The organism is Atopobium sp. oral taxon 199 str. F0494, assembly GCF_000411555.1.
Classification (GTDB): domain Bacteria; phylum Actinomycetota; class Coriobacteriia; order Coriobacteriales; family Atopobiaceae; genus Lancefieldella.
Genome location: NZ_KE150487.1, coordinates 87,166 through 107,125, shown reverse-complemented (window position 1 = coordinate 107,125; position 19,960 = coordinate 87,166). Strand labels below are relative to the sequence as shown.

Genomic DNA, 19,960 nt, shown 5'->3' with positions numbered 1-19,960 from the left:
GCGCGGGATGTAACGATAAAACGTCGCTTTACGTTGACGTTGAGGAGATACGATGGATACAAAGACTGACCGTTCCTTTATCCTAAAGGGCGACATATGCTACAACATCTCACCTACGCAATTTGACACCAGAAAAGACGCGTATGTTGTCTGTGTTGACGGGGTTTCTCAGGGTGTATTTGACGAACTTCCCGAGAAGTACCAAGGACTGCCGCTCATTGATTGCGGCAACATGCTCATTACGCCGGGCTTAAACGATATTCATGTACATGCTCCGCAGTACACTTTCCGCGGTATTGCCATGGATCTTGAGTTGCTCGACTGGCTTAATACGTATACCTTTCCGGAAGAAAGTAACTATGAGGGCCTGAAGTACGCTTCTGAGGCGTATGACATGTTCGTGGATGATCTCAGACATTCTTCAACTACCCGGGCTGCTATTTTTGCAACGCTTCATGTACCTGCTACGAAGCTTCTTATGGATAAACTCGAAGACACAGGTCTAAAGACGTATGTGGGCAAAGTCAATATGGATCGCAACAGCCCCGAATTTCTTTGCGAGAGCTCCGCGAAGGCTTCCCTTACGGCAACAAGGAAGTGGCTTGAAGATGTAAAAGGCGCATATGTTAACACGCAGCCTATTCTTACACCGCGTTTTACGCCAACCTGCAGCGATGAGCTTATGGAGGGTCTTGGCAATTTAGTGCAAGAGTACGGTCTGCCCGTGCAATCCCATCTCTCGGAGAACCTTTCAGAAATCGATTGGGTCAAAGGATTATGCCCTTGGTCAACGTGCTATGGTCAGACGTATGAGCATTTTGGCCTTCTCGGCGGTCTGACCAAGACTGTGATGGCGCACTGTGTCTATTCAACCGATGAAGAGATTTCTCTTATGAAGCAGGCGGGAACCTATATTGCCCACTGTCCGCAATCCAATATGTTCCTTTCATCCGGAATCGCACCTATCAAGAGGTATTTGGACGAAGGATTGAACGTTGGGCTTGGTACCGACGTTGCCGGCGGAGCAAATCTTTCCATGTTCAGAGCTATTTCCGATGCCGTAGGTGTTTCTAAGCTGCGTTGGAGGTGTGTGGATCAGAGCTTTGCTCCTCTGACCATTCAAGAAGCATTCTACCTGGCCACTTTAGGCGGAGGTTCCTTCTTTGGCAAGGTTGGCAGCTTTGCCGAAGGATATGAGTTCGATGCTCTTGTACTGGATGATAGTGGTATTCGCAGCGTGCGTGAGCTGGATATTGCGCAGCGTGTAGAGCGTTATGTCTACCTTGCAAGTGAAGGTGGAACTATCGCACAGAAGTATGTTGCGGGTGCCAGAATTTTCTAGGTTCTACAGAGGGTTTGAACAAACTACCGGTCGCCTGTCTTTTTTGACCAATTACCGATACGGCTCCTCTTTTTTCAAGGGGAGCTGTATTGTATTCATAACAGTATTTTAGTTTGCATTACAAACTATTTGTTTGGTTTTGAGAGCTGTTTCGCATGTTTGTTTCACCCAGTTTGTCATGTTTTTGTTGAGCGCATGCGGCCATTGTTTTGGGATTTGTTGTATGTGCAAGGAGTGATGTATACAGACATGCTTGCCAAAACATGTCTTTTGGCGAGAAGGAGGCGAGGATACAAAAGCCAAGTCAAAAAGGTATGGAAACCGAGTAGTTAGGAGGGGTGTGCTCATGAAGGATACGATTGAGTCATTTTTTAAATTAAAAGAGCACAATACCAATATTCAAACCGAGGTAATCGCTGGTATTACCACATTTGTCACTATTGCGTATATTCTTGTAGTAAACCCGTCAATCCTCAGTGCCGGAGGCATGGACAGTGGCGCGGTCTTTACGGCAACGGCGGTGACATCTGCCTTGGGAACGCTTCTTATGGCGCTGTCGACAAATTATCCTTTCATCATTACGCCGGGCATGGGATTGAATGCATTCATGATCTATACGGTCGTTTTGAGCATGGGATACAGTTGGCAAGTGGCTCTTGCAGCGTTTTTTGTTGAGGGTTTTATTTTCCTCATCATTTCGCTTACCAAGATTCGCGAAGTGGTTCTCGATGCAATTCCGCACAGCCTGAAGCTTGCCATTACTGCCGGTATTGGACTTTTTATTACGTTTATTGGTCTCAAGAGTGCAGGAATCGTCGTTGATAGCCCTTCTACGCTGGTGACCATTTTCCCGTTCCATGGCAGTATCGAGGCGGGTACGTTCTCTACCGGTGGCATTTCCGCCATCTTAGGACTTGCAGGCATCGTTATCACGGCGCTCCTTATGATCTATAACGTTAAGGGCAACATTCTGCTTGGCATCCTTATTACCTGGGGTTTGGGTCTTATCTGCCAACTGAGCGGTCTATACGTTCCTGATCCTGCGGCAGGATATGGCAGTCTCATTCCTGATTTTTCTCGTGGTCTTGCCATTCCATCCATGGCGCCTACCTTCCTCAAGATGGACTTCTCACAGATATTCAGCGTTGGCTTTGCCACCATTGTGATTGCGTACCTGTTCACCAATATCTCTGAGACCTTCGGCGCACTTGTGGGTTCTGCTACCAAGGTCGGCGTTCTTGACGATAACGGCAAATTCCCGCGCTTTAAGAACGCCCTCGTTTCCCAATCTGTTTCCTGCATGACCGCAGCCGCTACCGGCACATCTGCAACCACTGCTGTCGTCGAGTGCGCCGCGGGCATTGCGGCCGGCGGAAGAACGGGGCTCACTTCACTGGTAACGGCAATCATGTTTGGCATTGCGTTGTTCCTCTCGCCAATCTTTTTGGCAATCCCCTCATTTGCGACGGCTCCTGCCTTAGTTATTGTGGGATTCTTGATGATATCTTCGTTGTTGAGTATTGACTTTTCTGACATGTCAGAAGCAATGCCGGCGTTTATTTGTCTTTTTACCATTCCGTTTACCTATAGCATCGTTGAGGGTATGGCGACAGGCTTCATCTCATATGTGGTCATCAATGCTTTGGGAGGAAAAGGGCGCCGCAAAAAGGTCAGCGTTGCTATGTACGTCATCGCGCTGCTGTTTATTGTCAAGTATTTCTTTGTGTAACCGTTTGTCCGATTGAACCTGTTCCAAAGTCTTTGTTTGTTCTTCAATAATGACTACTGATGTTTTTAGCATCACTCATGGTCACACCGAAAGGAGACCGATATGCTTAACAAGTTTTGCAAGATGCCTTTGTGGGAATGCAACAGGACTCTCATCCGGGTTGCGCAGGGGCAGGAACCTGCCGAGCTGGTTATCCGCCATGCCCGCCTGATCAGCGTCACCACGCATGAAATTCTTGAGGATACCGATATTGCCATTGCCTGCGGGCGTGTGGCGTATCTGGGCATTGCTCCCTACACGGCAGAACACTGCATTGGCGAGAAGACTCGCGTCATTGACGCTCAAGGCTCGCTTGTGGCGCCAGGCTTTATGGACGGACACATCCACGTTGAGAGTTCTATGGTTGGAGTGGATGAGTATGCGCGTGCCGTCGTACCCCACGGCACCACAGGCATCTATTGGGATCCCCACGAGCTTTGCAACGTGACCGGTCTTGAGGGCGTTGCTGAGGTCGCCAAGGTTGCTGCGAAGGTTCCGCTGAAAGCAATGATTACAACGCCTTCCTGCGTTCCCGCCGTCCCGGGCTTTGAGGACACCGGCGCAAGCGTTGATGCCGCGGGCGTTGAGGAAACCATGAGCTGGGATGGTGTTGTCGCTCTCGGCGAAATGATGAACTACCCCGGCATCCTTTCCTGCCAGGACAATGCCATTGAAGAGGTGAACGCAACGCTGAAGGCGGGTCGTACTGCTACCGGCCACTACAGCGTCTGCGAGACGGATCGCGGTCTTAACGCCTATATTGCCTCCGGCGTCTCTTCTTGCCATGAGTCCATCAGGGCGGAAGATGTCCTTGCTAAGTTGCGTCTGGGTATGTACGCTCAGATTCGCGAAGGTTCCGCATGGCAGAATCTCCATGACCTTGCCCCCGCTGTTGCAAGCGGCAAGATTGATACGCGCCTGTGCAACCTTGTTTCTGACGACAACCACCCCAACACGCTGGTTTCCGACGGGCATCTTGACCGTATTTTGCGGATGGCCGTCCGTGAGGGCATTGATCCTGTTACCGCTATCCAGATGGTTACCATCAACGTCGCCACCTACTTCCAGGTAGGCGAGGACATGGGTTCCGTCACCCCCGGAAAGTGCGCCGACCTCGTCTTCCTTGAGGATCTTAAGGACTTCCACGTGACGCGTACCATTATTGACGGCGAGATAGTGGCCGAAGACGGCAAGGCTCTTTTTGAGGCGGGCGGCTATGTGTATCCTTCATGGATGACCGATACCATGCATGTGTCCGTAGACATTGACGAGAATACCTTCCGTATTCCCGCTGTTGACGCAAACGGCCAGGCTCTTTCCGGCTCCTCTGCTACCGTAAGGTCTATGGTAGTCGCTCCCGGTTCCACCATTACCGGTAGCACCGAGGCCCTGGCGCCAATTGTTGACGGCTGCCTTACCGCCGATCCGTCACAAGATCTTTTGAAAGTTCTCGTCTTTGAGCGTCATCACAATACCGGTACGTACGCGTACGGCTTTGTAAAGGGTTTTGGCATCCATGGCGCCCTTGCCCAAACGGTTGCTCATGATGCTCATAATCTGCTTGTTGTCGGCGACAATGACGCTGATATGACGTTGGCCGCAAAGACACTGGTGGAGTGCGGCGGCGGCGAGGTTGCCGTTCAAGATGGAAAGATTCTCGGTCTTGTGAAGCTTCCTATCTGTGGCCTGATGAGTCCTGAGCATGTTGAAAAGGTCGCAGCTGACGTCGATACCATTGAAGCGGCGTGGGCGAACATGGGCTGCACCATGCCTTCTCCGTTTATGACCATGGGCTTGCTGTCGCTGGCGTGCATTCCGAGCCTGCGCCTTACCAACCGTGGCTATGTAGACACTGATACGTTCCAATTTGTACCGCTGGTTATCGGCGACGAGGCGTAATTGTTTGGCATAATCGTTTGACGGGGATAGCCATCGATTGTAAACAACGCTTCGATAAGGCAACTCCGGTAAGCTCTGATAAGCGGCGTCTGCATCTGCGGGCGCCGCTTTATTTCTGCCGTTTACCTTTGCCGTTTTACTCCCACATGACGACGATAGTACTGTTGTCAAGTCGAGCATTACCGCACGGCTCATCACCTGTTTTAACGGTAAATCCCAACTGCCTGAGTGACCGTACAAATTTTACCGTGCGCGCATTGTAGGTATTGAGGATTCGAGCGGTTTGGATAGGCGAGAGAAGTGTTTGTTCACGGCCGTTGATGAGATCAGCAATGGCATCGGCAACCTCGGTATTGCTCTCCGCAACCAAATCACTGTAAAACGAATTGCCGCTTCCCTCCCTGTCTTTAACGCCCGGGGCAATCTTGACGGCGATAGCTGTTTTGCCGTACATTGCGTAGGTGCGAATACGTGCCTCGGTGCGCCCAATGAGATTTTTAATAGCCCAATCGATAGCCGCTGCGGAGAGGGTGTCAGCCTCCGCGCGGTCTCTGCCGGGAACGGCTTTTTCAACAAGCGCCTTCGCTTCGGTTACATCTATCATCTCTTCTCCTATGTGGGTAGCGTGGATGGTATCTCCTAGTGTAGCGAATCTGGCGACACTTATGTCTGCGTGCGAGAAGTACCTGTGAAGCGAGAAGAAACCACGGCTGTCAAAACCCCGGCTGTCAAAGAGACAGTCGGGGTTACGTTGTTTGAGGTCAACTTCTTGATGACCAAAAGTTGCGGCGTATCGACAAAAACGCGTTGTAGCGGCGCCTATGCGAGGTGCTTGGTGATTGAAGCCGCGGCGGCTTTGCCAGCCCCCATAGCCAAAATAACGGTAGCCGCGCCGGTGACAATATCGCCACCAGCCCAGATACGCGGATCCGATGTACGACCTTCATCATCGGCCTCAATGTAACCCCATTTATTGAGCTTGATGTCACCAATCATCTTGGCGAAGGGGTTGGCATTGGTGCCGATAGCAGAGATGGCAACGTCACAAGGGATCTCCTCAATGGCACCTTCAATAGGTACGGGGCGACGACGACCGGAGTCATCGGGCTCGCCAAGTTCCATTTTTTGAACACGTACAGCGCATACGGTGCCGCCTTCTCCGGCAATGAACTCAAGCGGAGAAACCAGCGGCATAACCTCGACACCTTCAGCCTTGGCATGGTGCAGCTCGGCGCGGCGAGCAGGCATCTCTTCTTCGGTACGACGGTATGCGATAATTGCGCGATCGGCGCCCAGGCGCTTTGCCGTGCGGACCGCATCCATGGCAACATTGCCGCCGCCGAAGACGATAACGGACTTGCCGTGTTTGGTGGGGGTGTCATACTCGGGGAACTGGTTTGCCTTCATAAGGTTCACGCGCGTAAGGTATTCGTTTGCGAAGAAGACGTTGGGAAGGTTCTCTCCGGGGATGTTCAAGAGCTTCGGCAGGCCGGCACCGGTGGCGATATAGATGGCGTCGAAACCCTTCTCAAAGAGCTCATCGGCATCGGTAATGCGGCCTACAACTGAGTTGTACTCAAATTTCACGCCGAGATCTTTAAGACCGTCAATCTCGCGCTTGACAACAGCCTTTGGCAGACGGAACTCGGGGATGCCGTATACCAGCACGCCGCCGCCTGTGAAGAATGCTTCAAATACTGTAACATCAAAGCCATTGCGCGCAAGCTCACCGGCGCAGGCGATGCCGGAGGGACCGGAGCCGACAACGGCAACCTTCTTGCCGTTTCTGGGAGCAACCTTGGTTTCGGAGGCAAGCTCGGGCTGGTCTCCAAGGAAGCGTTCCAGCTGGCCGATGGCTACTGGTTCACTGCGTTTGTCCATGACGCAGACGCCTTCGCACTGGTTTTCCTGCGGACATACACGGCCGCAGACAGCGGGAAGCATGGACGCCTCATGGATGATATCAAGACCACGGCCAAATTCTTCGGCACGGATAGCCTCAATGAAGCGAGGGATGTTAATGCTGACCGGGCAGCCCTGTACACAAAGCGGGTTCTTGCAGTCAAGGCAGCGGTTGGCCTCCGCGATTGCCATCTCTTTGGTGAAGCCCTTGTCTACCGGACGGAAGTCCTTTGCGCGGACATCAGCTGGCTCTTCGTTATCGGCAGTACGAGGAGCTTTTACATTAGGAATGTAACGACCATTTACCTGTGGCATGCGCACCTCGTCTCCTCATACGCCTTCAGCGATTGACCCTCTTCCGTAAGATATGCCGCCTGACGTGCGCGGAGGTCGTTCCAGTCAACCTTGGTGGCATCAAAGTCAGGGCCGTCAACGCAGGCGAATTTGGTCTCGCCGCCAACCTCGACACGGCAGCAGCCGCACATGCCGGTTCCGTCAACCATGATGGGGTTGAGGGAGGCAATGATGGGCGTGTTGTACTTCTCGGCCGTGAGCGCTGAGAACTTCATCATAGGAACGGGGCCGACACAGAATACATGGTCAACCTTTTTCTCCTGAAGCAGGCGCTCAAGCGGAGCGGTGACAACGCCCTTCTCGCCGTAGGAGCCGTCGTCGGTGGTGATATGGAGATGCTCGTCATCAAGCACGCTGCGGAATTGCTCCTCAAGGAGCAGCAGGTCCTTGGTGCGGGCGCCCATGATGGCGTGAACTTCGTGGCCGGTAGCCTTGAGTTGGCGGGCGACAGGGAAGGCAATGGCCAAGCCAACGCCGCCTCCGATAACCGCCCATCTGCCTTCGCCCATTTCAGTGGGTTGGCCAAGCGGACCGGTAACGTCTTGGATAGCGTCGCCTGCCTCATAGGTAGAGAGCATCTCCGTGGTTTTACCGATTACCATGAAAATGAATTCGACCCAGCCTTCTTCAGGATTCCAGTCGGCAAACGTGAAGGGAACACGCTCACCGGTCTCATTGGCGCGCACCATGAGGAACTGGCCGGCATGTGCGTGCCTGGCCATCTCAGGTGCCTCAATGCGAAACTTGAAAACCTTTTCAGAGAACTGCGTCTTTTCGAGGATCTTATACATTCAGCGGTACTCCTCTCCCGAACCGGATATCCTCGTGCAGTAAGTCGAGCCTACGCTCGACCTGCAAATCATTTAAACGGCGCGTCTGGGTTCGGCCGAAAAAATGTGCAAACGTTATTGTATAACGCTTAGCGCGCTCATGTGGCGAGAAAACCCTTGAGGACAGGTTTTGTCAGAGGTGCCTTGAACAGTTTCTCCGCCTCATCGGCCGCCACCTCAACGGTGACAAGAAACTCTTCAAGAGCGGCGCCTTTGAGCTCTTTCAAGACGTAGTCAGCGACCTTCATCCGACCAGGCGGGCGCCCGATGCCGCACTGCAGGCGCATGAAATCGTGGGTGCCAAACTTGTCTGCAATGGAGCGCAGGCCGTTATGGGCATTAAGTCCGCCGCCGGCTCGTGTTCGTACGCTTCCGGCTGCAAGATCAACTTCATCATGAACGACAAGTATGTCGGCAGGAGAGATGCGCCTTGTCTGAGCGAGCTTTGAGAGAGGCCCTCCGCTGGTGTTCATAAAATCCTGCGGTTTGGCGAGAAGAACCTCTCGCCGTTGCGCGTCTGCATCCATGACTATGATGGTGGCAACCAGACAGCCCGCTTCATGCTTCCAGTAGCGCGCGTCATAGCGTTCGGCAAGCGCGTCAATTACAGCAAAGCCGACGTTATGCCTGGTGTGCGCGTACTTCTCGCCAGGGTTGCCGAGACCGCACACAAGAGAAGGAGCCTTGAGAGATGCGTAGATGGTCTGTGGCTGTCTGTTTGCTTTCATCAAGATTCCCTTACCGGTTTGGGCCGTCTTTGTATACGCAATGTAACATATTGCTTAAAATTTCGTCCTTTACGCGCACAGCAAGGGCGATGTGTGCAATTCTGTACCGTGATGTAGTAAACCTAGAGGAGGCGGTATGGATATAACCGAGTTGGTCAAACTGCTTGGCATCCTGGTAGTCGTGGTTGGCTTCGCGTTTAAGTGGGATTCGATTCTTACGATTCTCATAGCGGCATGCGTTACCGCGGTGATTGCCGGCATGGACCCGATTGTATTTTTGCAGACGCTGGGAAAGAGCTTTGTCTCAACGCGTACCATGCTTATTTGCGTGGTAGTTTTTGTACTGACGGGCACGCTTGAACGAAACGGCCTTCGCAATGCGGCTCGTGAGCTCATGCGCCGCGTCAAGGGCGCCAGCGGCGGCATTATCATGGCGGCCTATGGCGTTTTCCGCCTCATTTTCGCCGCGTTTAACGTTGGCTTTGGCGGCGTCGCCGGGTTTATTAAGCCCGTGGTTATGCCTATGGCTGAGGCGGCGGACGATCCTGACGCGACGCTGATGACACCTCGTCACCGCGATGATCTTAAGGGCATGGCGTCCGGCATGGAAAATGTCGCGTGGTTCTTCGGTCAAGTGCTCTTTGTGGGTTCGTCAGGCATGCTGCTGGTGCAAAGCACGCTTAAGGAGCTTGGATACGCCGTTGAACTTTCGCATCTTGCGGCTATCGAGCTTCCGGTAGCTCTCATTGCCGTTGCATTTACCTCGGCATACTATATATTCCTCGACCGCCGATATCAAAAGCGCGACATCGAGGCCGCCGCGGATAAGGCCGGAAATACGGCCGTCGTTGCAACGGGCGATGCCACCACTGAGACAGGAGGTGAGGCGTAATGGACGCTCTTATCGCTTTTTACACTTCCACCGATCCGAAAATTACGCTTTCGGCAAAATTACTTGAAATTGTCTTTGTGCTTATTGGTCTCGTGGCGATGTACGCAGGCGTTTCAAATTTCCGCGACAAAACCAACGTTAAGCGTATCGGTACCGGGATTTTTTGGACCATGCTCGGCCTGCTTTTTATTGTAGGAAAATGGATTCCCTCCGAGCTGACCGGCATCGGTCTTATCATCATGCTGCTTCCCGCGGTCTTCAAACAAGTTGGGCGCGGAGAAGATACGACAAAGCCCACCGAAGAAGAGATGGCCGTGGCGTATTCGAGCATCGGCAACAAAATCTTTTTAGCGTCGTTCAGCATCGGTGTTTTTGCGCTGATTTTCGCCTTCCTCTTCCCTAAGATTTCAACGCTTGTAGGACTTACGGTAGGCGTTTTTGTAGGCTGCGGCATTCTTTTATGTATGCGGCCCGGCGTGAATACTCCCAAGCTCTTTCTTGATGACTCAAGGCGCATGCTTGATATTGTAGGGCCGCTGGTTATGCTACCTACACTCCTTTCGATTCTTGGCGCGACCTTTACGGCTGCCGGCGTGGGTGAAGTCATTTCTCACCTTGTGGGAGGCGTTATTCCCGAGGGTAATTTGATTGTCGGTATTGTCGTCTACTGCGTAGGAATGGCGCTCTTTACCGCCATTATGGGTAACGCCTTCGCGGCAATTACCGTGCTTACCGTGGGTATCGGAGCTCCGTTTGTGCTTTCGCTCGGAGCGGATCCCACCGTTGTTGGCGCGCTTGCTCTGACCTGTGGTTTCTGCGGTACGCTTATGACGCCAATGGCGGCAAACTTCAATATTGTTCCCGTGGCGATTCTTGAGATGGACGATGAGTATGGCGTTATCAAGAAACAAGTCGTTCCTGCCATCTTTATGCTTACGGTGCAAATCGTTATGATGATTGTACTGGTAGCACTCTAAAAAGGTGCGACTTTTACAACGCTTTGATAGGAGGTCATCGTGGCAACAATTTTGGTAACCGGTTTTCAGCCCTTTGGTGGCGAGAAAATCAATCCTGCTTGGGAAGCCGTCCGTGCGCTTCCCGATACCATAGCCGGCGCTGACGTGGTAAAGCTGGAGGTTCCGGTGGTTTTTGGCGCCGGAGCAGATGCGGTTTCGGCCGCAATTGATCATATTGATCCTGACATTGTGCTTTGCGTCGGCCAGGCGGGTGGCCGCGCGAAGATTACGCCGGAATTTGTTGGCATCAATTACCGAGACGCGCGCATTGCCGACAATGATGGCAATCAGCCGCTTGCCGAGAAGATCGTCGAAGACGGCCCTGACGCTTACTTTGCAACGCTTCCTGTTCGTGCGATGGTTGCGGCCATGAATGAGGCAGGTATTCCGGCGACCGTATCATACACGGCCGGAACGTACGTCTGCAACGACGTGATGTATTCCATGCTGCACGCGCTTGCCACCAAGCATCCCGAGGCGCGCGGCGCTTTCCTGCACGTTCCCTTTGCAACCGAGCAGGCCACCAAGCAGCCGGGGAATACACCCAGTCTTCCTCTTGAAATAATGACACGCGGCCTTGAGCTCGCTTTGACTGCCGCTGTAGAGCATCAGACCGACATCGTGGACGCAACTTTTGGCACTACCCACTAGTCGCTGTTCACAACGTCGTCGCTCATGGGTGTGTAGAGACGAGAAGACCTTGGAGCTTTGAGTTCCAAGGTCTTCTCGCTTTTGCATCAGGGATGGCTTATGTTATTGCTACAGGCGTTGTTCCTGCAAATTGTTTTTACAGGTTGAGGTCGCCGCCAAAGATGTCGGAAACGGGGCGATCCGTGTAGACGGCGTAAATCGCCTCTGCGAGCTCGTTTGCAACGGTAATGGTCTTGATCTTTGAGCCTAGTTGATTGGCTGCGGCACAAGGAATGCCATCGGTGACCACGCATTCTTCAATCGGAGCTTCATTCAGGCGCTCAATGGCAGGGCCGGAGAAGATGCCGTGCGTAGCGCAGACGTAGATGTCGCCTGCTCCCATTTCCTTGAGCTTGAGAACGGAAGCGCAAAGGGTACCTGCGGTATCAATCATGTCATCGTTGACGATGCAGGTCTTACCGGTGATGTTACCGATGATGCCCATAACGGCCGACTCGTTATGACGGGGACGGCTCTTGTGGGCAATGGCCAAACCGCAGTCAAGATAATCGGAAAGCTTTTTGGCTGCTTTTGCGCGACCCATATCCGGGGAAACGACAACAGTATTTTCCCAGTTGAATGGCTTTTTCTTAAAGTAGTCGCCCAAGAGGTACAGCGCTGTCAGGTGTGAAACGGGAACATCGAAGAAGCCCTGGATCTGACCCTGGTGTAAATCAAGGGTGATAACGCGGTCAACGCCGGCCTCTTCAAGCAGATTGGCCATGAGGCGCGCGGTGATGGGCTCGCGGGCAGCGGCCTTGCGATCCTGGCGCGCATACGCGTAGTGGGGAATAACGGCCGTAAAGTTCTTCGCGGACGCCCGCTTGGCGGCATCGGCGACGATAAGCGTTTCCATAACCAGGTCATTAACGTTTTTCCCGGCTAGTGTCTGAATGAAAAAGACTTCATTGCCGCGGACGGACTCATCAAAGCGAGCGTATATCTCGCCGTTGGCAAACTTTTCCAGCAGCAGACCGGAAAGTTCAAGGTGGAGGATTTCAGCAACTTTGCGGGCAAGTTCAGGGTTACCCGTACCACAATACAGTTTGATGTTCTTCTCGACGTTAAGTGGCTGACACAGTTGCTCAAACATTTAATCCTCTTTCTCAAGCTTTGCGCGCCTTGTAGCGGCATATCCTTCAACAATACGCTGTTCGCTGCGCTCAAGAGCAAGAGCGTCCGCGGGAACATCCTGAGTGATGCAGGAGCTTGCGCCTACCAGTGCGCCATCACCGATAGTGACCGGGGCCACCATCATGGTGTCCGAGCCGATAAACACATGATCTCCGATGGTGGTAGGGAACTTGTGGTAGCCGTCATAGTTGCAGGTAATCGATCCGGCACCAACATTGACGCCTTCGCCCATAGTGGTGTCACCGATATAGGAAAGATGCGGAACTTTGGAACCTGCGCCGATGGTTGAATTTTTAATCTCAACGTGTGTGCCGGCCTTGGCGTGCGGCATGAGGTGAGCGCCAGGTCGCAGATAGGCGCGGGGACCACAGGTGGCGCCGTCCTCGACAACCGCGGAAAGAGCGACGGTTTCATCGACAACGCAGCCGTCACCGATAGTCGTGTCGGTCAGGCGCGTATTCGGTCCGATAACGCAGTCAGACCCGATATGCGTTGCGCCGTAGAGCATGGTCATCGGAAGAATCTCAGTATCCTGACCCACGGTGACGTCCGCGCCGACCCAGACCGTGGTCGGATCGAGCATTGTAACGCCTTCCGCCATCAGGTGCTCGTTGATGCGCTCCTGCATGATGCGGGTGGCGTCGGCGAGCTGTGAGCGGGAATTGACGCCCAGCGCTTCATGGTAGTCATCGACATGAACGGCGGATACTGGCTCTCCCTGGCCGACGTATATGCCAACCATATCGGTGAGGTAGTATTCGCCTTGCGTATTGTCGTTGGCGATAAGGTCAATGTTTGCGGTAAGACGGCCGCCACAGAAGCAATACACGCCTACGTTACATTCGCGTTCGTGTTTGCGCTGTTCAGGGGTGGCGTCCTTATGCTCAACAATGCCGGCGACGTGCCCGTCTGAAAAAATAACGCGCCCATATCCCGTGGGATCCGGAGGCGTCATGGTCAATAAGGTACAGGCGTTGTGGTGCGCGCGCGTTTCATCAACAAGAGCTTTGATTGTTTCTGAGCGCATGAGGGGAGCGTCGCCGTTAATGACAACGACAGGTCCATTAAAGCCACCAAGAGCATCGCGGACTACGCGAACCGCATGACCGGTGCCAAGCCGATCGGTCTGCTCGACATATTCGATTCCATCGAAATCGGATAGCGCAGCCTTGATTTCGTCTGCATGATTGCCCACGACAACGATGGTGCGTTCGACACCGGCAGCCTGCGCGGCGCGGACGGTCCACCAAACGATGGGTTTATCAAGTAGATTGTGCACTACCTTGGGGTGGCGGGACTTCATGCGCGTTCCCTCGCCGGCAGCGAGGACAATCGCAGTAAGTGGCATGTGAAAAGCCTCCAAGCGAACTGTGCGTTGACGCGGAATGCCGCGTCAAGTCCCTTACATACTCATCATACTCAAGCAGGCATGGCTGGGGTAGTAGGATTCGAACCCACATTACAGGCACCAAAAACCCGTGTCCTAACCATTGGACGATACCCCAATGTAATCACTACGTTGGTCGCCGGCATACATGCTTGAAAATGAATGCTCTATGAGTGTATCAGCTACGGCCGATAAATGCGCCGCAAATTGCATCTAATACAAGAACTGCAAGAGTTTGTGCGTCCGCGAGGGTAAACGAACCTTCTACCGAGCTTCTTTCGGGCAGCGAGATGCGCACGATCTGAGGCGAACCCTCCGCCGACTGAAAGGCTGTCCGCAGGCGCATAGGAAGCGTCTCGTTTTCGTCCATGGTGACGCTGCCGATAACCGTCTTGCCGCGGGCGGGCTTAACTGGCGCTGGGCTTGACGTGATGGCGAGAATGGCCGTGCAGCTTGTGGGAGTATCGATGGAGTCAACAAGCTCGATGCCGGACGCCTCGGAAGTCGCTCTGGCAAGATTGGCCACGCGTCCGGCGACATTTCGGGCAATGGGATCTTCGCCCGTGATGGCAAGCGCGATGGTTTCCAACACGTTCGCCGCACGTGCAAATCCCATGCCGCCCTGGGGATGGGGCCCTTTTGCCTGCTTGCCGGACCATACGTGACGCAGACGCTCAATGGCGTCGAGCGTATCTTGAAACGCCATGCCGTCAGCAAGCTCACCGACACTTTCCTGGAAGAGCTTTACCGCGGCCTCGGTGTGAACGCCGTACTGGCCGTCCGGCTCTCCACAGGAAAATCCCAAGATATTCAGGCGCTCCTGAAGCTGACGTACATCGTGTCCATGGAAGTTTGGCAGACGCAGGTACAGTGTGCGGTCTCCCAGCTCGTAGCTTTCGTCAACGAGCAACACCCATGTGGCGATGTCAACGTCTTCGCCGAGCGAAAGATCATGGTCAAGCCGAAAGCGCGCAACGGCGTTGGCGGTCGTGCGGCCAAAGGAGTGCTTCTCGCGCTCTGTAGCATCAATATCGTAATCGAGCTTTACCAGACGTTCCTGAATATCCTCAACGGCAGCGCCGGTGCTGCCGGGCGTGATAGGGTCCATAATTTCTTGTTACCTCTTCCGATCCACAAAAAAGTCAGCCATCGACAGCAGCGTGTCACGTGCTTCAGCGTCGAACTCTGCCCCATTGAGATGTTCCTTGGCCTCAGCTATAAGGCTTTGGGCCCGCAAGCGGACGAAGTCAAGAGCGCCGGAGGACTCGATGAGCGCAACGGCGCGCTCTAACAGTATAGGGTCATTTGTCTTTGACGACAAAAGAGAAATGAGCTCGCCTCGAACATCAGCGGAAAGAGCTGCGTTGGTGACGTGGATGTCGCTTTGCTCAGAAGCCGTTTGCGTCTCGCCCTCTTGCGTGGAGGCGAGCAGCGCCTCTAAAGCCCGGACCACTAAAAGCGTACGTTTGCCTTCGGTGATGTCGGAGCGGAAGTCCTTGCCTTGCGCTGTGCCATCGCCGACGAGGTTCAAGAGATCGTCTTGAAGCTGGAAGGCGAGCCCGGCTTTCATGCCGAAGGATCTGAGCGCCGACTGCTGCCTTTGGCTGCCACCACCTACAATGGCGCCGGCTACCAGCGGGCAAGCGGCGGAATAGTAGGCCGTTTTTGACGTCGCCATAAAAAGATAGTCATCGGATGTGATGTCCCATCGATTTTCTCGGGTCCAGCCGAGATCGAGCGCCTGGCCTTCCAGAGTATGCTCCTGCATCAAAAGAAGGGCATCGATAAGGCGGATTTTGACATCGTTGTTATACGTATCGCTGCGGGCAATACGTGATACAACGTTGACCAGCGCCGCGTCTCCTACGTTAATGGCAAGGCCAACGCCAAGAGTGCGATAAAGACAGGGATTGCCGCGTCGTAATTTTGAACCGTCAGCGATGTCGTCATGGATAAGCGCCGCCGACTGAAAATCTTCGATGGCGCTTGCGATGGGGAACGCCTCTTGAGGATTGCCTCCGACAGCTTCGGCTCCAAGCAGAGCGAGCGCCGGCCGTACGCGTTTGCCTCCTTGCGCGCTAAATTGGCGCAACGGCTCGTAGAGGTAGGCGTTCAAGTCATCGGTTGCGTGCGCGGAGACCGCTTCAGGTTCGTTGGCATCGCCTGTGACAGAAGGAAGTCCAGCTTTGAGGTCCTTCTCGATACGAGGCCTGACTAAGGCAAGATAATCGGCAAAGTTCACGATGGCTCCTTGGTGCGCCGGACAAGCAGGCGCTAACTGCGGTAGCCGTCGGGGTTCATGGACTGCCACTTCCAGGAGTCGCGGCACATGTCGTCGAGGTCGTACTGAGCGCTCCATCCGAGCTCTCTGGCCGCCTTAGAGCAATCGGCGTAGTTGGCGTCCACATCTCCCGCGCGGCGAGGTTCAATAACGTAGGGGAGCTCTTTGCCGCATGCCTTTGAGAACGCTTTGATGACGTCAAGGACGGAGCTGCCTACGCCGGTGCCGAGGTTGAAAATCTCAACGCCTGTGCGGCCGTTCATCCAGTCGAGAGCGGCGACATGACCGGATCCCAAATCGCAGACGTGGATGTAGTCGCGGACGCCAGTACCGTCAGGAGTCTGGTAGTCATTGCCAAAGACATGAATGGCCTCACGCTTGCCGATGGCCGTTTGCGCCACATACGGCACGAGGTTATTGGGGATGCCCGTGGGATCCTCGCCGATAAGGCCGGACTGGTGGGCGCCGATGGGGTTAAAGTAGCGAAGCAGAACGACGTTCCATTCAGGATCGGCGGTGTGGACGTCGGTCAGGATCTGTTCAATCATCCACTTGGTCCAGCCATAGGGGTTGGTCGCAGGTTTTTTGGGGCTCTCTTCGGTCAGCGGCAATGAATCGGGATCGCCGTAGACGGTGGCCGAGCTGGAGAAGATGATGGACTTGCAGCCGTGGGTGCGCATAACATCCAGAAGGGTAAGCGTGGAGCCAAGGTTGTTGGCGTAGTACTCAATTGGTTTGGTAACCGACTCGCCGACAGCTTTGAAGCCGGCAAAATGGATAACGCGGTCGACGGCGTGCTCGGTAAAGATATGGTCAAGGTTAGGGCGATCGTTGACATCGGCCTCGTAGAACGTGAGGCGTTCGGCGTTTTTCTCGCCCACGATGGTCTTGATGCGGTCGATAACTTTTTCCGACGCATTGGAAAGATCGTCAACGATGATTGCCTCATAGCCCTTATTGAGCAATTCAACTACGGTATGGCTGCCAATAAAACCGGCGCCTCCGGTGATAAGTACGCAGGTGTCTTTGGGGTCCTTCTTTTGGCTCATGAGTATCCCTTCTTAGTGCGGTGAGATTGCACTTGTATAATCACAGGTCATGTCTGCTGGTAGTATAGTACAACCACGAAGACCACAGTTGGGAGAGCTACCTGTGGTTTGCAGAGAAGAGATAGCGTTAGTGTCGGTCTAAAAAGACGTATTACCGTATAAAACAGTCATCCTCACTGCAAGTGTTGCTCTCATTGCAAGCGTCTCTCGTGTAGCGAACAAGCGCTCTCTTCGCAAACAATGGGTACTGGAACATAGCTTAAGGAACTGTGGATTTCCGTTCGCTTTCCGTTCACCCTACTCTCCTCTTTTGTGATGCATCTGGAATCGTCGAGTCTATATAATTCAAGCTGATGGTCAGATTCATCAGGGAATCCTGAAAGCAATACAATCACGTTTCATTTTTGAGAGGTTGATGTATGTTATGAGCGGAATAAAAACATCACACAAGAGGCGCCTTTGGGGGATTATTAGCTCAGTGGTCGCTGTGACGCTGTCCTTCTTTTTGGCGCTGCCAAAAGATGCGCTTGCCTGTACGCAGATCTATGTGGGGCCACAGCTCACACGCACCGGCGATGTCTACGTTGGCCGTGCAGAAGATTACGCGCAGCGTCATCCCAAGGCATTTGGGATCCAAGAGGCTCGTCAGAACCCCGAGTTCTCGTCGGATGAGTCAAACTTCAGGTGGACATATGCTGGAACAAGCTATCGTTACACCTACGTGCGCGATCTTCCTTCAGGTTGGGACGGGCGCAATGATGCTTACTCTGAGGCCGGCACTAACGAGATGGGCGTGAGCGTCTCTGCTACTCTCACTACAGACTATAACAATCAAGTCAAGGCTGTTGATCCCTGTGGCAACGGAAGCGCAACGCCCAGTGGCCTCGGTGAGTACACTATTGCCGATATCGTACTGGCCTGCAGCCCTACAGCACGTGAAGGCGTTAAGCTCCTTGGTAGGCTTATCGATCAGTACGGCAACTACGATTGCAATCAGATTGTCATTGCTGACAACACTGAAACTTGGCTCTTTACTCAGCTCTCAGGTCATCAGTGGATTGCCATCAATCTTACTGGCGCATATCCCAACAAGGCCTCGGTCAATCCGAACATTGGACAACTCAAATACCAAATCGATCTTAACAACGAGAATGTCTGTCTACACTCAGAGCGGCTTGAAGAAACAGCAGTAAACGCTGGTAGTGCCACGTATTTTGAAGATGGCACTCTTGACGTTGCTACTTCCTACGGCAATCCTCAGCCTGGCGCTTCACAATATACCCGCCTTGCGCAGGGTCGTGCCTACTTTGGCGCTCCGCTCGCCGAGGGAAGCTACACCATGGGGGCGCATGGCGTGGCCTCTGTAAATGACCCTCAGCTCCTCTTCACCCCTGGTGTCAGCCAGGTTGATCTCTTCACCATGCTGCGCTCCTTCGCCGCCCGGGGTGAGCAGGATAGCACCCTCAACGCTAATACCAATGCAGGCCTCTACGCCATTGGTAATAATCGCACGGTTGAGGCGCACATGTATCAAATTCGCCCGGGTATGAGTGCTGACATCGCAACCATTCAGTGGGTAGCTCTCTCTCGCTCCGAATTCAGCATTGCAATTCCTAGCTACTCAGCCCTTCTCACCGAGGTAGATACCACTTTGTATCCGCCTGTAGATAGTTGGAATGAGGCTCACACAGGTCCTAGAGAAAACGTAGATAGCGTAGACGCTGCTATGGATGCCAGCACCGACAATGGATCGCTCGATTATGTTCTCATGGACATCAATACGCTCGCCTACAACAATCGAGACAAACTCGCCGCCAATACCCGCGCATATCTCGACGCCCTGCAAAAGCAGCTTATTGCCCAGCAGGAAGTAGTCGACAAGATTATGCAGCAGACACCGACCTCTGAACGCACAAAACTCGCAAACAAGCTCCATAAGCAAGCGAGCGCCGAGGTGTACGCAAAAACTAAGGCTTTGCTGGATGAAATGCGCAACTATCTTAAGGGAGACCAGTCAGCACCCTTTGTCCCAAGCGACTACGACGTAGCCACTGGACTTGCAAGGACTCCTATCAGCTATGCAACAGCCTTTGTCACTCCCGTATTCACCTCTGAGCCCCAAGATGTAAGTGTCGAGAAGGGCAATGCTGTTACACTGAGCGCTGAGGCAAACCTTCCTGATGGCGTTGAGGGCAGCAATTCACAGTTGACCTACGAGTGGTTCAGAGTTGCCGAGCCTGCCAGTACTGAGAACAGCAATGCTCCTGCCGCTGACGTCTCTGTTGGTACAGGTCAAACTCTTACTGTAAATACCTCAGAAGTAGGCACTGCTCGTTATTACTGTGTTGCCACTAATAACGCCTCAGGTCTCACAGCCGTCTCTAGAAGCGCTACTGTTACTGTTAGCAACTCCGCAGGACAGGACTCCGACTCAGGACAAGATCAGAATAACCAAGGTCAGAACCAGAACAACACTGATCCTAGACAGGGTAACAACCGCAGGTCTGGATCTCGTAGGAGCGGCAAAGGTAATCTCCCTCAGACCTCTGACTCCACAAATCTCCTCATCCCTCTTAGCCTTGGTATAGCAGGAACTGCGCTTATCACAACAACAAGTGTTCTTCGCCTGAAGAGAAGGAATAGCTAGTGATCGTGCAGGACCTGGCATAAAGACAAAGGTGCGAGTAC

Annotated in this window: 16 protein-coding genes and 1 tRNA gene; 7 read left to right on the top strand and 10 right to left on the bottom strand. The window is 53.4% G+C overall.

The window, feature by feature from the left end; all coding sequences use genetic code 11:
* The first annotated feature begins 52 nt into the window (after positions 1-52).
* The 3 genes from HMPREF1527_RS06525 to ade all read left to right on the top strand — a co-directional run bounded on the left by HMPREF1527_RS06525 (position 53) and on the right by ade (position 5,009).
* On the top strand, positions 53-1,342 hold the full coding sequence (locus HMPREF1527_RS06525; protein ID WP_016477902.1) for an amidohydrolase family protein: 1,290 nt from the start codon (positions 53-55) through the stop codon (positions 1,340-1,342).
* A gap of 346 nt (positions 1,343-1,688) precedes the next feature.
* Positions 1,689-3,071, top strand: coding sequence for an NCS2 family permease (locus HMPREF1527_RS06520; RefSeq protein ID WP_016477901.1), 1,383 nt, complete (start codon positions 1,689-1,691; stop codon positions 3,069-3,071).
* 102 nt (positions 3,072-3,173) lie between these two features.
* Positions 3,174-5,009, top strand: coding sequence for an adenine deaminase (gene ade / locus HMPREF1527_RS06515; protein WP_016477900.1), 1,836 nt, complete (start codon positions 3,174-3,176; stop codon positions 5,007-5,009).
* 136 nt (positions 5,010-5,145) lie between these two features.
* On the opposite strand, the gene HMPREF1527_RS06510 is transcribed toward ade, so the two are convergent.
* The 4 genes from HMPREF1527_RS06510 to pth all read right to left on the bottom strand — a co-directional run bounded on the left by HMPREF1527_RS06510 (position 5,146) and on the right by pth (position 8,823).
* Positions 5,146-5,613, bottom strand: coding sequence for a hypothetical protein (locus HMPREF1527_RS06510; protein ID WP_016477899.1), 468 nt, complete (start codon positions 5,611-5,613; stop codon positions 5,146-5,148).
* A gap of 215 nt (positions 5,614-5,828) precedes the next feature.
* Positions 5,829-7,226 carry an NADPH-dependent glutamate synthase gene (gltA, locus tag HMPREF1527_RS06505; RefSeq protein ID WP_035434258.1) on the bottom strand — a complete coding sequence of 466 codons (1,398 nt, stop codon included), beginning with the start codon at positions 7,224-7,226 and terminating at the stop codon, positions 5,829-5,831.
* Positions 7,214-8,056: a sulfide/dihydroorotate dehydrogenase-like FAD/NAD-binding protein gene (locus HMPREF1527_RS06500; RefSeq protein WP_016477897.1), complete on the bottom strand. Its 843-nt coding sequence runs from the start codon at positions 8,054-8,056 to the stop codon at positions 7,214-7,216. Before HMPREF1527_RS06500 ends, gltA begins: the two co-directional genes overlap by 13 nt.
* 137 nt (positions 8,057-8,193) lie before the next feature.
* Positions 8,194-8,823, bottom strand: coding sequence for an aminoacyl-tRNA hydrolase (gene pth / locus HMPREF1527_RS06495; protein ID WP_016477896.1), 630 nt, complete (start codon positions 8,821-8,823; stop codon positions 8,194-8,196).
* Between the two features lie 136 nt (positions 8,824-8,959).
* On the opposite strand from pth, the gene HMPREF1527_RS06490 reads away from it, so the two are divergent.
* Genes HMPREF1527_RS06490 through pcp form a run of 3 tightly spaced genes read left to right on the top strand, consistent with a single transcriptional unit; the run spans position 8,960 to position 11,382 of the window.
* Positions 8,960-9,715 carry a 5-oxoproline transporter, DUF969 family subunit gene (locus tag HMPREF1527_RS06490; protein ID WP_016477895.1) on the top strand — a complete coding sequence of 252 codons (756 nt, stop codon included), beginning with the start codon at positions 8,960-8,962 and terminating at the stop codon, positions 9,713-9,715.
* A complete protein-coding gene (locus HMPREF1527_RS06485) occupies positions 9,715-10,692 on the top strand; it encodes a DUF979 domain-containing protein (RefSeq protein WP_016477894.1) in 978 nt (325 codons plus the stop codon). Before HMPREF1527_RS06490 ends, HMPREF1527_RS06485 begins: the two co-directional genes overlap by 1 nt.
* A 39-nt stretch (positions 10,693-10,731) precedes the next feature.
* Positions 10,732-11,382 (top strand): pyroglutamyl-peptidase I, encoded by a 651-nt coding sequence (gene pcp, locus HMPREF1527_RS06480; protein WP_016477893.1) that lies wholly within the window; start codon positions 10,732-10,734, stop codon positions 11,380-11,382.
* A gap of 136 nt (positions 11,383-11,518) precedes the next feature.
* Here pcp and HMPREF1527_RS06475 read toward each other — a convergent pair whose 3' ends face one another.
* From HMPREF1527_RS06475 to galE, 6 genes are all read right to left on the bottom strand, one after another.
* Positions 11,519-12,514 carry a ribose-phosphate pyrophosphokinase gene (locus tag HMPREF1527_RS06475; RefSeq protein ID WP_016477892.1) on the bottom strand — a complete coding sequence of 332 codons (996 nt, stop codon included), beginning with the start codon at positions 12,512-12,514 and terminating at the stop codon, positions 11,519-11,521.
* Positions 12,515-13,903, bottom strand: a complete 1,389-nt coding sequence (gene glmU / locus HMPREF1527_RS06470; RefSeq protein ID WP_016477891.1) for a bifunctional UDP-N-acetylglucosamine diphosphorylase/glucosamine-1-phosphate N-acetyltransferase GlmU — start codon at positions 13,901-13,903, stop codon at positions 12,515-12,517. It abuts the gene before it with no gap.
* An 82-nt stretch (positions 13,904-13,985) separates the two neighbouring features.
* Positions 13,986-14,060 (bottom strand) — tRNA-Gln (locus HMPREF1527_RS06465).
* A 60-nt stretch (positions 14,061-14,120) separates the two neighbouring features.
* Positions 14,121-15,050, bottom strand: coding sequence for a peptidoglycan-binding protein (locus tag HMPREF1527_RS06460; protein WP_016477890.1), 930 nt, complete (start codon positions 15,048-15,050; stop codon positions 14,121-14,123).
* A gap of 9 nt (positions 15,051-15,059) precedes the next feature.
* Positions 15,060-16,184 (bottom strand): polyprenyl synthetase family protein, encoded by a 1,125-nt coding sequence (locus HMPREF1527_RS06455; protein ID WP_016477889.1) that lies wholly within the window; start codon positions 16,182-16,184, stop codon positions 15,060-15,062.
* A gap of 32 nt (positions 16,185-16,216) precedes the next feature.
* The gene (galE, locus tag HMPREF1527_RS06450; RefSeq protein WP_016477888.1) at positions 16,217-17,272 is read right to left on the bottom strand and encodes a UDP-glucose 4-epimerase GalE; all 1,056 of its coding nucleotides are present in this window, start codon (positions 17,270-17,272) and stop codon (positions 16,217-16,219) included.
* A gap of 424 nt (positions 17,273-17,696) precedes the next feature.
* On the opposite strand from galE, the gene HMPREF1527_RS06445 reads away from it, so the two are divergent.
* On the top strand, positions 17,697-19,919 hold the full coding sequence (locus tag HMPREF1527_RS06445; protein WP_051113126.1) for a C69 family dipeptidase: 2,223 nt from the start codon (positions 17,697-17,699) through the stop codon (positions 19,917-19,919).
* Positions 19,920-19,960: the final 41 nt, after the last annotated feature.

Bases quoted from the DNA above. Each gene is read 5' to 3' on its own strand.
- HMPREF1527_RS06525 (WP_016477902.1), top strand. From the start codon at position 53: ATGGATACAAAGACTGACCGTTCCTTTATCCTAAAGGGCGACATATGC.
- HMPREF1527_RS06520 (WP_016477901.1), top strand. From the start codon at position 1,689: ATGAAGGATACGATTGAGTCATTTTTTAAATTAAAAGAGCACAATACC.
- ade (WP_016477900.1), top strand. From the start codon at position 3,174: ATGCTTAACAAGTTTTGCAAGATGCCTTTGTGGGAATGCAACAGGACT.
- HMPREF1527_RS06510 (WP_016477899.1), bottom strand. From the start codon at position 5,613: ATGATAGATGTAACCGAAGCGAAGGCGCTTGTTGAAAAAGCCGTTCCC.
- gltA (WP_035434258.1), bottom strand. From the start codon at position 7,226: ATGCCACAGGTAAATGGTCGTTACATTCCTAATGTAAAAGCTCCTCGT.
- HMPREF1527_RS06500 (WP_016477897.1), bottom strand. From the start codon at position 8,056: ATGTATAAGATCCTCGAAAAGACGCAGTTCTCTGAAAAGGTTTTCAAG.
- pth (WP_016477896.1), bottom strand. From the start codon at position 8,823: ATGAAAGCAAACAGACAGCCACAGACCATCTACGCATCTCTCAAGGCT.
- HMPREF1527_RS06490 (WP_016477895.1), top strand. From the start codon at position 8,960: ATGGATATAACCGAGTTGGTCAAACTGCTTGGCATCCTGGTAGTCGTG.
- HMPREF1527_RS06485 (WP_016477894.1), top strand. From the start codon at position 9,715: ATGGACGCTCTTATCGCTTTTTACACTTCCACCGATCCGAAAATTACG.
- HMPREF1527_RS06475 (WP_016477892.1), bottom strand. From the start codon at position 12,514: ATGTTTGAGCAACTGTGTCAGCCACTTAACGTCGAGAAGAACATCAAA.
- glmU (WP_016477891.1), bottom strand. From the start codon at position 13,903: ATGCCACTTACTGCGATTGTCCTCGCTGCCGGCGAGGGAACGCGCATG.
- HMPREF1527_RS06460 (WP_016477890.1), bottom strand. From the start codon at position 15,050: ATGGACCCTATCACGCCCGGCAGCACCGGCGCTGCCGTTGAGGATATT.
- galE (WP_016477888.1), bottom strand. From the start codon at position 17,272: ATGAGCCAAAAGAAGGACCCCAAAGACACCTGCGTACTTATCACCGGA.
- HMPREF1527_RS06445 (WP_051113126.1), top strand. From the start codon at position 17,697: ATGAGCGGAATAAAAACATCACACAAGAGGCGCCTTTGGGGGATTATT.